At 45.7% G+C, this 12,824-nt stretch carries 12 protein-coding genes and 1 other annotated feature; of the genes, 3 read left to right on the top strand and 9 right to left on the bottom strand.

Annotated features, from left to right (window positions below):
* Positions 1 to 316 precede the first annotated feature (316 nt).
* Positions 317 to 1,858: a long-chain fatty acid--CoA ligase gene (locus FKN08_RS06670; RefSeq protein WP_053808893.1), complete on the top strand. Its 1,542-nt coding sequence runs from the start codon at positions 317 to 319 to the stop codon at positions 1,856 to 1,858.
* Between the two features lie 125 nt (positions 1,859 to 1,983).
* Here the strand turns inward: FKN08_RS06670 and FKN08_RS06665 are convergent, their stop codons facing one another.
* The 8 genes from FKN08_RS06665 to FKN08_RS06630 form a co-directional block, all read right to left on the bottom strand.
* Positions 1,984 to 2,679, bottom strand: a complete 696-nt coding sequence (locus FKN08_RS06665; RefSeq protein ID WP_170891611.1) for a Crp/Fnr family transcriptional regulator — start codon at positions 2,677 to 2,679, stop codon at positions 1,984 to 1,986.
* Between the two features lie 201 nt (positions 2,680 to 2,880).
* The gene (trpA, locus tag FKN08_RS06660) at positions 2,881 to 3,687 is read right to left on the bottom strand and encodes a tryptophan synthase subunit alpha (RefSeq protein WP_170891610.1); all 807 of its coding nucleotides are present in this window, start codon (positions 3,685 to 3,687) and stop codon (positions 2,881 to 2,883) included.
* Positions 3,687 to 4,877 (bottom strand): tryptophan synthase subunit beta, encoded by a 1,191-nt coding sequence (gene trpB / locus FKN08_RS06655; RefSeq protein WP_005394827.1) that lies wholly within the window; start codon positions 4,875 to 4,877, stop codon positions 3,687 to 3,689. Before trpB ends, trpA begins: the two co-directional genes overlap by 1 nt.
* 64 nt (positions 4,878 to 4,941) lie before the next feature.
* Entirely contained in the window at positions 4,942 to 6,381 is a 1,440-nt protein-coding gene (gene trpCF, locus FKN08_RS06650; RefSeq protein WP_047009989.1) for a bifunctional indole-3-glycerol-phosphate synthase TrpC/phosphoribosylanthranilate isomerase TrpF, read from the bottom strand.
* Positions 6,382 to 6,394: 13 nt separating this feature from the next.
* Positions 6,395 to 7,405, bottom strand: a complete 1,011-nt coding sequence (gene trpD, locus FKN08_RS06645; protein ID WP_047009988.1) for an anthranilate phosphoribosyltransferase — start codon at positions 7,403 to 7,405, stop codon at positions 6,395 to 6,397.
* A 37-nt stretch (positions 7,406 to 7,442) separates the two neighbouring features.
* On the bottom strand, positions 7,443 to 8,051 hold the full coding sequence (locus FKN08_RS06640) for an aminodeoxychorismate/anthranilate synthase component II (RefSeq protein WP_046874475.1): 609 nt from the start codon (positions 8,049 to 8,051) through the stop codon (positions 7,443 to 7,445).
* Positions 8,052 to 8,056: 5 nt separating this feature from the next.
* The gene (locus tag FKN08_RS06635; RefSeq protein ID WP_170891609.1) at positions 8,057 to 9,634 is read right to left on the bottom strand and encodes an anthranilate synthase component 1; all 1,578 of its coding nucleotides are present in this window, start codon (positions 9,632 to 9,634) and stop codon (positions 8,057 to 8,059) included.
* Positions 9,635 to 9,760: 126 nt separating this feature from the next.
* Positions 9,761 to 9,864, bottom strand: a sequence feature (Trp leader region).
* Positions 9,811 to 9,936, bottom strand: a complete 126-nt coding sequence (locus FKN08_RS06630; protein WP_005376787.1) for a trp operon leader peptide — start codon at positions 9,934 to 9,936, stop codon at positions 9,811 to 9,813. Its footprint overlaps the feature before it by 54 nt.
* A 95-nt stretch (positions 9,937 to 10,031) precedes the next feature.
* On the opposite strand from FKN08_RS06630, the gene FKN08_RS06625 reads away from it, so the two are divergent.
* Entirely contained in the window at positions 10,032 to 10,889 is an 858-nt protein-coding gene (locus FKN08_RS06625) for a PHP domain-containing protein (protein WP_145473761.1), read from the top strand.
* Positions 10,890 to 11,074: 185 nt separating this feature from the next.
* The gene (locus FKN08_RS06620; RefSeq protein WP_005376791.1) at positions 11,075 to 11,695 is read left to right on the top strand and encodes an L-threonylcarbamoyladenylate synthase; all 621 of its coding nucleotides are present in this window, start codon (positions 11,075 to 11,077) and stop codon (positions 11,693 to 11,695) included.
* 104 nt (positions 11,696 to 11,799) lie between these two features.
* On the opposite strand, the gene FKN08_RS06615 is transcribed toward FKN08_RS06620, so the two are convergent.
* Positions 11,800 to 12,510 carry a calcium-binding protein gene (locus FKN08_RS06615; RefSeq protein ID WP_047009985.1) on the bottom strand — a complete coding sequence of 237 codons (711 nt, stop codon included), beginning with the start codon at positions 12,508 to 12,510 and terminating at the stop codon, positions 11,800 to 11,802.
* Between the last annotated feature and the right edge of the window lie 314 nt (positions 12,511 to 12,824).

Here is a 12,824-nt window from a genome sequence, read left to right as displayed (position 1 = left end):
TTGTTTATTTCTTTTTCTTGTTTGTTTTTTGTTAACTGAGATGAATTTTGTGTTTGCGAGCGTAGTCTGCGTCTTGCGTGACTTAGATTGATATTTATAACAATTAATTTCTTTCAAGCTCACATTTTTACCAATTAGCTTTGTGAAATGTTAACTGTTTTACATTCTTAGTTTTGATTGCATTGTAAACATAATGTTAATCAGAAATGGGAGAGACATATATAAAGTACCAACATTTTAGTGTAGGGGAGTGCTCTCTCTGTTAATGCTCCCGAGCCGATAAAACGAAAATCAACAAGTAAGAGGTGAAGCGATTATGATGAATCTTGCTGCTGCATTACAAAGAAATGCTGCGAGTAAACCAGATAAGACGGCGTTGATATGTGGTGATGTCGAGATAACTTATGCGCAGTTTGATGCGATTACCGGAAAGATCGCGGCATCTTTAATCAACAAAGGGGTCGTTCCGGGCGATCGTATTGCGCTCTCATGCCCAAACATTCCTTTTTTCGCGTTTGTTTATTATGCGATACAAAAAGCTGGCGCGGTTGCTGTCCCATTAAATGTGCTTTTGAAAGCGCGAGAAATTAAGTATCACTTAGAAGATTCAAAAGCGAAGTTTTACTTCTGTTTTGAAGGGACAGCAGAACTGCCAATGGCAAAAGAGGGGGTTAAAGCGTTTGAGCAGGCCGAGATATGTGAAAATATGGTCGTGATGACTCAATCTCAAGTTGAAAACGAATGGAATGGTGTGCCAACTCTCAATGCGTTTATAGCGGATGCAGAACCATTGTCAGATTATGTACCGCGTAATGCGGATGATACTTGTGTTATTTTGTATACATCAGGGACGACGGGCTTACCAAAAGGAGCTGAACTGACGCAGCAGAACATCATAATGAATGCTCTGGTGGCACAAAACATTATGGGCAGCCAGGCCGATGATATTCACTTAGTAACTTTGCCTTTATTTCATACCTTTGGTCAAACCGTCCACTTAAATGCTAGTGTTTTGGGCGGGGCAACCTTGGTGTTAGTGCCTAGGTTTGAGCCTAAACATGTTCTTGAGCTGATGGCAAAACACAAAGTGACGTTGTTTGCTGGAGTGCCAACGATGTATATTGGCTTGCTTCATGTCCAGCACCAATTTGATACATCCTCACTACGTGTTGCTATCAGCGGTGGAGCCCCGTTGCCAACCGAAATCTTTAGATCCTTTGAGGAACAATTTAATGTCCCAATTCTTGAAGGATACGGGTTATCAGAAACAAGTCCTATTGCATGTTTTAATCATTTAGATCAGGAACGTATACCAGGATCGGTAGGTCAACCGATTCAAGGCGTTGAAGTAAAAGTTGTCGACATTGAAGGCAATGCGCTACCGATCGGTGAAGAAGGTGAGATTGTTGTGCGTGGGCATAATGTTATGAAGGGATACCTTGACCGCCCGGAAGTCACTGAATCCGCGCTACAAAATGGCTGGTTCCATACTGGTGATGTTGGCCGTTTTGACAGCTCAGGTAATCTATTTATCGTCGATAGAATGAAAGATCTGATCATTCGAGGTGGATTTAACGTTTACCCTAGAGAAATTGAAGAAGTGTTTATGACTCATCCTGCAATCTCAATGGTAGCGGTGATAGGGATTCCAAATGAAGAGTATGGCGAAGAGATAAAGGCTTACGTTGTGCTTAAACCGGGAGAGTACATTGACGCGGAAACATTACAAAAGTGGGGCAAAGAGCAGTTAGCCTCTTTTAAATATCCTCGTTATGTTGAAATTCGTGAGCATCTCCCGATGAGTGCGACAGGAAAGATTTTAAAGCGTGAATTGAAATCTGAATTGAATGTGGCTTAGTCAATTCAATGAACTTCTCGTCACAGCGCCACTTGCCTAGAGCGAGTGGTGTTGTGCGCCTGGTTACTAAGGAACAGAAGATGGCAATCTCTCGCTAGCGTGTACACATGAACTATCTGTTTACTCTATTGTTCGAGTTGTTTTATGTGCGCTTCTAAGCGTTTTGGATTGGTAATGGTCACTGAACCATATTTCAGTTCTAGCATCCCAATACTCTCCAAATTTTTTAGTACTTTATGAACACTTTGACGAGTTAGCCCCATCATGTTGGCGATATGCTCTCTAGTCACTCTCACGACACACGGCTGAGTATTGATAGCTTGGTTGTGTTGGTATTCAGCAAGCAACAGCAACCTTCTTGCAATCCGCTCTTCGATTCCTCTAATCGCATCATCTTCGATAACAGAAATTGCAGACCATAAGCGGCGGCTAAGTAAGTCGAGAATCGTAGGGTAACTTTGAGGATATTTGGCGAGTAATTGGCGAAACTTATCACCAGGTAGTTCCAGTAAGGTCACGCCCGAATGCGCGGTTGCGCCAAAAATACGGGGCATGCCGGGAGAAAAAACATTGTCTCCAAACCAGCCTCCTGCCTCGAAAATCATTAATGTGACTTCTTTGCCTTTTGAACTCATCGAATTAATTCGTACGGCACCCTGTGCAATGACCATAAGAGAAGATTGAGATTCCCCTTTATTGCAAATCAGTGCTTTTTCGTCGAAACAGCGAACTTTAGCTATTTGTGCTGCTTCACTAAGTCCTTTCTCGGGCAGCCCTGATAATACAGGACATTTGGCTAATAACGCTTTGACTTCTTCCATGTGCAACCTTACAGCATCTCGCTCTAGTTATTATTTGTGCTGGTTAAGTGGCAAAGTTTATCACTCTTTGATTGCTCTGCTTTAGATTGGTTTGGAAAGTGCGGGCGTTGAATAAAAAATGATATGGTATAAACGCCGTACAAGAAAACGCCCGCTAAACAGAATGTTAAGCGGGCGCTATAGCGTTACATCAAATGGAAATTATTTCTGAGTGGCAGCTTTCATTGCTGACACAAAATCACCAAGTTTATCGAGCATAATTTGTGGCTGCTCGACATTCGCTTCAATGATTTTCACCACAGCTGAGCCGGAGATGGCCCCTGCTGCGCCAGACTCTATTGCTTGTTTCACCTGTGCTGGTTCAGAAATACCGAAGCCAAGCAGCGCTGGTGGTGCATCGAACTGGTTTAATCTATCTAACATATGACCAACTGGCATGTTTGCTTTGGTTTCTGCACCAGTGACGCCAGCTCGAGAGAGTAGATAAGTATATCCACCGCCAAGCTCTGATACTTGCTTCAGTGTTTCGTCACTGGCTGTAGGTGGCGCGATAAAGATTGGGTGAATACCAAACTTCTCTGCTGCTGCAACAAACTCTGCACTTTCATTGGTTGGTACGTCTGCAATCAAAACAGAATCGATGCCTGCTTTTGCACAGCGCTCGTAAAAGTTTTCGACACCGCGTGAGTAAACTAGGTTCGCGTACATCAGAAGGCCAATAGGCAGAACTGGGTATTTAGCACGAATCTTACCAATTTCTTCAAAGCAGATATCTGGTGTAGCGCCTGAATCTAGCGCACGAATGTTAGCGCCTTGGATGGTTGGGCCATCTGCAAGCGGATCTGAAAATGGAATACCAAGTTCAAGGGCGTCTGCGCCAGACTCAACGAGGGTTTCCATGATCTTGTAAGATTGTTCTGCGTTTGGATCGCAAACCGTTACGAACGGTACAAATGCGCCTTGGCTTTTTTCGTTTAGGCGCGCAAACATCTTCTCATAACGGCTCATTAAATCACTCCTTTTTCTTCTAGGATGGCGTGTACGGTGAAGATGTCTTTGTCACCACGACCAGATAGGTTTACGACCAATAGTTGTTCTTTCTCAGGATTCTCACGAGCCATGCGCAATGCATGAGCTAGAGCGTGAGAAGACTCTAGAGCTGGGATGATCCCTTCGCTGCGAGCCAGTTCTTGGAATGCCTCGAGCGCTTCGTCGTCAGTTACGTTGTCGTATTCTGCACGGCCAATTGCGTTTAGGTGTGCGTGCTGTGGACCAACTGAAGGGAAATCAAGACCCGCAGATACAGAGTAAGACTCCTCAACTTGGCCGTTTGGATCTTGCATCAATGGCGCTTTCATACCAAAGAAGATGCCCGTTTTGCCATGTTTAAGTGGTGCACCGTGTTGGTCAGTATCGATACCTTTACCTGCTGGCTCAACACCAATGAGTCGAACGCTTTCTTCTTCGATGAAGTCAGCAAACATACCAATCGCGTTTGAACCGCCGCCCACACATGCGATAACAGCATCAGGAAGACGACCTTCACGTGCCAAAATCTGATTCTTCGTTTCTTCACCGATCATTCGTTGGAAATCACGCACGATGGTTGGGAATGGGTGAGGACCTGCCGCTGTACCTAGTAGGTAGTGCGCGTCTTCATAAGTTGCAGACCAGTCGCGTAGCGCTTCGTTACATGCGTCTTTAAGTGTCGCTGAACCTGAGTGAACCGGAATTACTTCTGCACCCATGAGTTTCATACGGAATACGTTTGGGCTCTGACGCTCAACGTCTTTTGCTCCCATGTAAACGCGACACTTAAGGCCAAGTAGTGCACACGCTAGTGCGGTTGCTACGCCGTGTTGACCTGCGCCGGTTTCTGCGATGATTTCGTTTTTACCCATGCGTTTCGCAAGCAGAGCTTGACCTAACACTTGGTTGGTCTTGTGCGCGCCACCGTGAAGCAGATCTTCACGTTTTAGGTACAGTTTGGTTTTCGTACCTTTGGTTAGGTTACGAGTTAGAGTCAAAGCCGTTGGACGGCCCGCATACTCTTGAAGAAGCGTCATGAATTCGCTGCGGAATTCTGGATCTTCTTGCGCGTCGATAAACGCTTGCTCTAATTGCTCCAGTGCTGGAACTAGAATTTGCGGAACGTACTGACCGCCGTATTCGCCAAAGTAGGCATTCAGTTTTGCCATCGTTATATTCCTTCTCGTATTTTTCGCTACGAATAGCTTTAAATTTTTTAGCTGATGTCCAGCTTTAGTAGTTGCGAATGGCGGTGAAGGCCGCGAGCAACTTCTGTGAATCTTTTTTGCCTGGCGCGCTTTCTACACCAGAGTTTAAATCTAATCCCAAGCAACCTAGTGTCGCTGCTTGTTGAGCATTTTCTGGCGACAGTCCGCCCGCTAGCATAATTTGACTTGGGTCACCGATCAGTGACCAGTCGAACACTTGACCAGTTCCGCCAGTTTGAGTGCCAACTTGCGCATCTAATAGATGGCGGTCAATGTGGTCTACAAGCAGTTCTGGCTTGGCATCAGTCACGCCATAAGCTTTCCAAATTTCTACTGTTGTTGGCAGTTCGGCTTTGAGTTGGTTTACGTAAGCTTGGTCTTCTTGACCGTGCAGCTGAACTGCTTTTAAACCCAAAGAGGTTGCGACTGAAGCAACAAAATCGATATCGTGATTTTGGAAAACGCCAACGTAATTCAGTGGAGCACCGCTCATGGTTAAGCGCGCACCTTCAAGGTCAACCGCACGCTTCGACTTCTCGACAAAAATCAGGCCACCAAATACCGCGCCAGCTTGATATGCTTTTGCTGCGTCATCTGGGTGCGTTAAGCCACACACTTTGTTTTCACCCAACGTCACTTTACGTACAGCAAGTTCTAAGTTGTCTTCCGCCATCAGTGAACTACCAATCAAGAAGCCGTCTGCGTATTTCGCTAAATCACGAACTTGTTGATGCGTATAAATGCCAGATTCTGAGATTACTGTTGCGTTAGGAGCCAGTTCGCGAATTGTCGGTGCCAGTTCTTTAGTACGATTCAAATCGGTACTTAGGTCGCGCAAGTTACGGTTATTGATGCCGATAACGCGTGCTCCTAGATTAACGGCACGATGAAGCTCGTCTTCGTTGCTGACTTCGGTCAGAATGCCCATGTTCAGGCTGTGTGCTGCTTCTTCTAGGGCTTTGTACTCTTCATCATTGAGGACAGACAGCATTAGCAAGACAGCATCAGCACTGTAATGACGCGCTAGGTAAACTTGGTAGGTATCTACCATGAAGTCTTTGCACAGAACTGGCTGTTTGACTTGACCACGCACTTGAGGAAGAAAGTCAAAGTTACCTTGGAAGTATTTCTCGTCTGTTAATACTGAAATTGCATCAGCATGGTTGTTGTAAACCGATGCAATGTAATCCAAGTCGAAGTGATCACGAATCAAACCTTTGGAAGGAGACGCCTTCTTACATTCGGTGATGAATGCTGTCTTTTCGCCACTCAGTGCATCGTAGAAGCTGCGGTCCGATGGCAGCAAATCAGACTGAAAGGTGCTTAGCGGTTGAGACACCTTACGGTCTGCTACCCACTGATATTTGTCGCGGACAATTTTTGCCAGTACTTCTGCCATTTCTGCTTCTTTCTTAGAAACGTGTTCAGACAGGTTGTCAGCTTGCTGAGTGTTGAAGTCAGTCATCTTCTTCAATTCCTTAAGCGTGTGCGGCAAGTTGTTGTACCAATTGGTACGCCTTGCCTGAATTCATTGCCTCAATCGCTTGTTGCGTGTTGGCTTTTAAATCTTCGTGGCCGAATAGACGCATTAGCAGAGCAACGTTCACCGCCACTGCGCCCAATTGTGCGTCTGTACCTTTACCCGTCAGGATATTGGTAATAATCGCTTTGTTTTCTTCAGGATCACCGCCTTTGATCGCTTCTAGCGGGTGCGCATCTAAACCGAAGTCTGCAGGCGTTAGTTTGTATTCTGTGATCTTACCGTCTTTGATTTCGGCAACGGTTGTTTCACCGTGAATCGCCACTTCATCCAAGCCACTGCCGTGTACTACAGCGGCGCGCTTCATACCCATTTGTAGCATGGTTTCTGCGATAGGACGAACCAGTTTTTCACTATAAACGCCCATCAATTCGATGTTAGGACGAGCAGGGTTAATCAGTGGGCCAAGAATGTTAAAGATGGTGCGTGTTTTCATGGTTTGACGCACTGGCATCGCATGACGCACACCACCGTGGTATTGAGGTGCAAATAGGAAAGCAACACCGATATCGTCGACCGCTTTGCGTGTATCTTCTGCGCTCATAGCTAGGTTGATACCAAATGAATCAAGAAGGTCAGAAGACCCCGATTTGCTTGAAACGCTGCGGTTGCCGTGTTTTGCTACTTTTAGACCACATGCTGCAGCAACAAACGCCGCAGTGGTTGAGATATTGATGGTGTTGTGGCCGTCACCGCCGGTACCTACGATATCTGCGAAATCGTAATCTGGGCGAGGAAATGGGTTTGCGTTTGCCAGCAGTGCTTTTGCCGCACCCGCAATTTCATCCGGTGTCTCGCCTTTGATTTTTAGTGCAGTCAGTGCTGACGCCATTAAAATTGGGTCTAGTTCTCCACGGATAATGATGTCGAATAGCTGTTGGCTCTCATCCTGAGTAAGCGATTCTTGCTCGTACAGTTTGGTAATAATAGGGTTGATGATTGCTTCCATATTTCCTCTCCTAAATTTCTTATGTGCCAAGTGCTTTTTAAGCAGTGAGTGGGTTCGCTGAAGTTTGTTCTTCAAGTGCCCATTCAATGGCATTGGCCAACAGTGTCGCTCCGTAGGTCGTCATAATAGATTCCGGGTGGAACTGGAACCCGCAAACTTTATCTTCTTCATGTACAACAGACATCACCAAGTCATCCACTTCTGCCGTGATGGTTAGACTCTCAGGAATCTTGGTCGCAACCAGCGAGTGGTAGCGTGCAATCGCAAGTGGTGATGGTAGGTTTTGGTAAATCGCATGGTTTTGGTGCTCCATCATAGAGACCTTACCGTGAATGATTTCACCCGCGCCAGCGACGGTGCCGCCGTACGCTTCAACAATCGCTTGGTGACCAAGACAAATACCGATCATCGGAACTTTGCCTTTCATGCGTAGGATAAGTTCTGGCATTGAGCCTGCCTCTGACGGTGCACCAGGGCCTGGCGATAGCAGAACCACTGGGTTTTCAAGCTCGTTTACCGCTTGTTCGATGGTTTCTGCTGGGATGTTGTTTCGGTAAATCTTGACTGAGTGACCTAGCGAGCGGAATTGATCCACAAGGTTGTAGGTGAACGAGTCAAAGTTATCGATGAATACGATGTTCGCCATGTCTGCTACTCCTTGTTCGTAGGTTGAGAATGCGCTGCTTGAATAGCAGAGATTACCGCTTGTGCTTTACCGCGCGTTTCGTCTGCTTCCGCTTGTGGGTCAGAGTCGAACACAACGCCTGCGCCTGCTTGAACTTGAGCAATGCCGTTCTCAACGTAAGCTGAGCGAATTACGATACATGTGTCGAGTGTACCGTCGCCGGTAAGGTAACCCACAGCACCGCCGTAGCTACCGCGTCGTGCGCCTTCTACATCGCGAATCAACTGCATTGCACGAATCTTTGGTGCGCCAGTGAGCGTGCCCATGTTCATACAAGCTTGGTATGCGTGCAGGGCGTCTAGGTCTTCACGCAGTTGACCAACCACACGAGATACTAAGTGCATTACGTGGCTGTAGCGGTCGACTTTTAGTAGGTCTGCTACGTGGCGAGTGCCAGCTTGAGCAATACGAGCGACGTCGTTACGTGCTAAGTCAACCAACATCATGTGTTCTGCGTTTTCTTTCATGTCGGTGCGCAGTTCAAGTTCGATGCGGCTATCTAGGTCGAAATCAATCTCGCCGTTAGGGTGCTTGCCACGGCGACGAGTGCCTGCGATTGGGTAGATTTCAATTTGGTTAGTGTCGGTTTCGTACTTAAGCGCGCTTTCTGGTGATGCGCCAAACAGAGTGAACAGCTCATCTTGCATGTAGAACATGTAAGGGCTTGGGTTACTTTGTTTCAGTTCTTTGTAAGCCGCGAGTGGAGCAGGGCAAGGTAGAGTGAATCGGCGAGATGGTACAACTTGGAATACATCGCCTTTCACTACGAACTCTTTTAAGTCGCGAACAGTTTGGCAGAAGTCTGCATCAGATACGCTAGGTTCTACCGTTACGTCAGCGAGTTGTTTTGCGCTTGGCAGTAGTTTTGGCGCTGCACACTGAGCGCTAATTTCTGCAATACGAGTCTCTAACGCTGTTTTCTCTGAACCGTCAACAAACAACGTCGCTTGAAGCTGGCAAGATTCCGTTTGATGGTCGACAACCAGTAGTGTTTCCGCGACGTAGAAAACGTAATCTGGACACTGATTTGTTACTTCTGCATTACCAAGCGGCTCGAAGTTTGCGACTAAGTCGTAGGCAAACAGACCACCAAGGAAAATCGCGTGTTTGTCTTGCTGTGAAATATCAAAACTATGCTGAACCAAACGCAGCGCATCGAAAGAAGAGGCTTCACGTAGGCGAGAATCTTCATCTAACGTGTCGCATGGCTGGCTAAACTCCAAAGTCAGCGTTTCGCCATCGAACTTACTTTCAACGTCACCACGGATGTTCTGGTTTAGGTGAGACAGTAGGTTTTTACCGTTGTTGGTTAACGCCTGCATGTTTACAGTGTGGCCGTAACAAACGATGCGCACCGCTGAATCGACGATTAAAAGTGATTTTAGATTCTGTTTCGAATCAATTTCAGCGGATTCGAGAAGCAAGCTATCTCTTTTGTTCTCACAAATGGTATGGAACAAACGTGTTGGGTCTTGAGTGTAAGGAACCGAAGTCTTTAATACTTCTAGGCATCCAAGTTTCTTGATTTCTATGGCCTTATTCACAAGACCTCCTTGTAGCTGTCTAAATCTTCCTGCCGTACATAGTCGCATAAAGCAAACGTTCCCCCAATCTAGAGTTAGCCATATTCGATTAATGTTTAGGCAGTTGAATGTGAAATGAGCAACAAAACAAAAAAGCCCGCTTAAGTAGCGGGCTTTACAACGTTTGGTTCTATAAACTAGAAGTATACGTTTGCCCACCAAGAACTAGTCCAAGTGCGCCACCAAGCAAGATCTGATGAGTTTGCTTTATTAAGACAAACCGCAACTTTCGCTTTTTGGTTTTGGTTAAATTCTTGTAACATGGTGAACCTTAAATTACGTACTTTGTATTTGTGTACTAGTTAACTAGTGCGAGAGTAAAAAGTCAACCCCAAAACAGCATTAAAACGATAAAAATATGAGAATTGATTTACATAGTCACACCACTGCATCGGACGGTCGGTTAGAGCCTAAAGATTTAGTGGAAAGGGCGCTGAGTTTTGATATCGAGGTTTTGGCGATCACTGATCACGATACGGTTGACGGCTTGGCGTTAGCCAAGCAATACGTTCAAGACAATAATTTGCCGATCAAAATCATCAACGGCATTGAGATATCGACTGTCTGGCAAAACAAAGACATTCATATTGTCGGTTTGAATATCGATCCGGAAAATGAACAATTATCCGCCCTCATCGAGCAGCAGAAGCAGCACCGCATAACAAGGTCAGAGTTGATTGCAGAGCGACTACAAAAAGCAACTCGGGAAGGTGTGCTCGAAGAAGTAAGGCAGATCGCCGGTGATGCGCCTGTTACGAGAGCGCACTTCGCGAAATGGTTGGTGGATAATGGTTACGCAAAAACCATGCAAATGGTGTTTAAAAAATACCTAACGCGTAATAACCCAGGTTATGTACCACCGAATTGGTGCTCGATGAAAGATGCGGTTGACGCTATCCATGCTGCTGGTGGTTTGGCGGTATTAGCGCATCCTGGAAGATATAAGTTGACAGCGAAGTGGATTAAGCGTCTTCTAGCAGCGTTTGTAGAAGCAAACGGCGATGCGATGGAAGTTGCACAGCCACAGCAAGCGCAACAAGAAAGGCGCAACTTGGCTGATTATGCTATACAATACAAACTATTAGCGTCTCAAGGCAGTGATTTTCACTACCCATCCCCTTGGATGGAGCTAGGAAGGAACCTTTGGTTGCCCGCAGGCGTCGAACCAGTTTGGAAAGATTGGGGTATTGATCCTTCGTTGGATATATCAAAGTAACCTCAAAGCGTGGGTTTCAGCATCAAATAACTGGAAAGTGTATATTGGGTATTAATGTGGCTTTCCTTGTCGTTGGAACTGAACAACACTTTGAATCTTGAAGTCACTTGATAAAGCACAACAAGGCGGCATTCAAGCTCCACATAAGAATATAGAGCCGAGAGGCTCGATAATGAGGAATTACAATGAGCCAGTTTTTTTACGTTCACCCAGAAAACCCACAGGCTCGCTTGATTAATCAAGCAGTAGCAATCATTCGTAACGGCGGCGTTGTGGTGTACCCTACCGATTCAGGGTACGCACTTGGCTGTCAGTTGGAGAACAAACAGGCACTGGAACGAATCTGTCAGATCCGTCGTCTGGATGATAAGCATAACTTTACATTACTGTGTCGTGATTTGTCGGAACTTTCTCTATATGCGCGAGTGGATAACTCTGCATTCCGACTACTGAAAAACAACACACCAGGTCCTTACACCTTCATCTTCAAAGGTACGAAAGAAGTGCCGCGTCGTTTGATGAACGCGAAACGTAAGACCATCGGTATCCGTGTTCCAGACAATCAAATTGCCTTGGACTTGTTGGAAGCATTAGGTGAACCGATGATGTCTACGTCGTTGATTCTACCTGGCAGTGACGTAACAGAGTCTGATCCGGAAGATATTCGCGATAAACTAGAACATGCGGTTGATGTGATTCTTAATGGCGGTTACTTAGGTGAACAGCCTACGACCGTCATTGATTTTAGCGAAGGTGAACCTGTTGTGGTGCGTTTGGGATCAGGTGACCCGGCACCATTCGAATAATTCGACGAATAGACGTACACCACCGTCAAACAAAATAGGAGGCATCGCGCCTCCTATTTTAGTTTCTTATTATTGAGTATCTCAGCGAACTTCGCTGATTGAGATTAAGCGAAATCGAAAATGTCGATACCATTTTGTTCAGCATAGTTGATGTATGCAGAGCTCACGCCGTTTAATGTTACTTCGACATTGTATTCATCACTAGAGAATACTGCCCAGCCACACTCATTATAAGATAAAGTCAGATCATCCGCTGAATCCAAGAACGTATCTCGAATGCCATCATTGTCGGTGTCTCTGCCCATATCGAAGACAAGTTTGTCATGAAAAATATTAAAATCGACAATATCGGCTTTAATATCAATATCGTTGGAAGATACAGGTTGATCCGGTACACCAATAGCCAGGCGGTTTGTAAGCACGAAAGTGTCGTCTCCACAGCCGCCGCTCAGTACTGATTCACCATCGCCAACGACGAGCGTGTCGTTACCCCAACCCCCACTCAAGTAGTTGTTGCCTGAGTAATCAAAAATTGTATCATCGCCACAACCACCAAAGAGCTTGTCATTTCCTAATCCGCCTGATAGGAAGTCGTTGCCAAAGCCGCCAGAAACAAAGTCGTTTCCTCGGCCACCGAGCAAGGTATCGTCTCCCCAGCCCCCGAAGACAACATCATTGCCTCCGTATCCTACGAACTTATCATCACCACAGAAGCCGAAGAAAATATCGGTTGTTTCAGACCCTTTTGTACCGGTCATATTGTCATCTTGAGATGTCCCAAAAATCCAATTTAGGTCTAGATTTAGCATAGACATTGTTCTATTCCTTTTTGTCTGATTTATGCCAATCGCCGAAAATGCAGAGCCAATCTAGCTAGTTAAAATACACGATAACGTTAGTGTCATTTTTAATAGTAAATAGTGACTTACCGATGCTTCTTGTCTTGCTATGAGTGCTCATTTATCTACGATGATTGGTATTACTTAGCAGCAAACTGGGACTGTTTATTCTTCGTTGCTTTTAAAGCAACACGAACAGTAAACACACCCCAAGTGGTTATCGTTGTAACCCTGACAATTTTATCAGGTACTGCACGGTTAAAGTGGCTCGAGAAGACCGATATTAGTGG

Origin of the sequence: Vibrio sp. 1-2 (7-a), from assembly GCF_013048515.1 — a bacterium.
GTDB classification, from domain to species: Bacteria; Pseudomonadota; Gammaproteobacteria; order Enterobacterales; family Vibrionaceae; genus Vibrio; species Vibrio diabolicus.
Note: the sequence above shows the minus strand (reverse complement) of the source record. Positions and strands in the feature narration are given on the sequence as shown.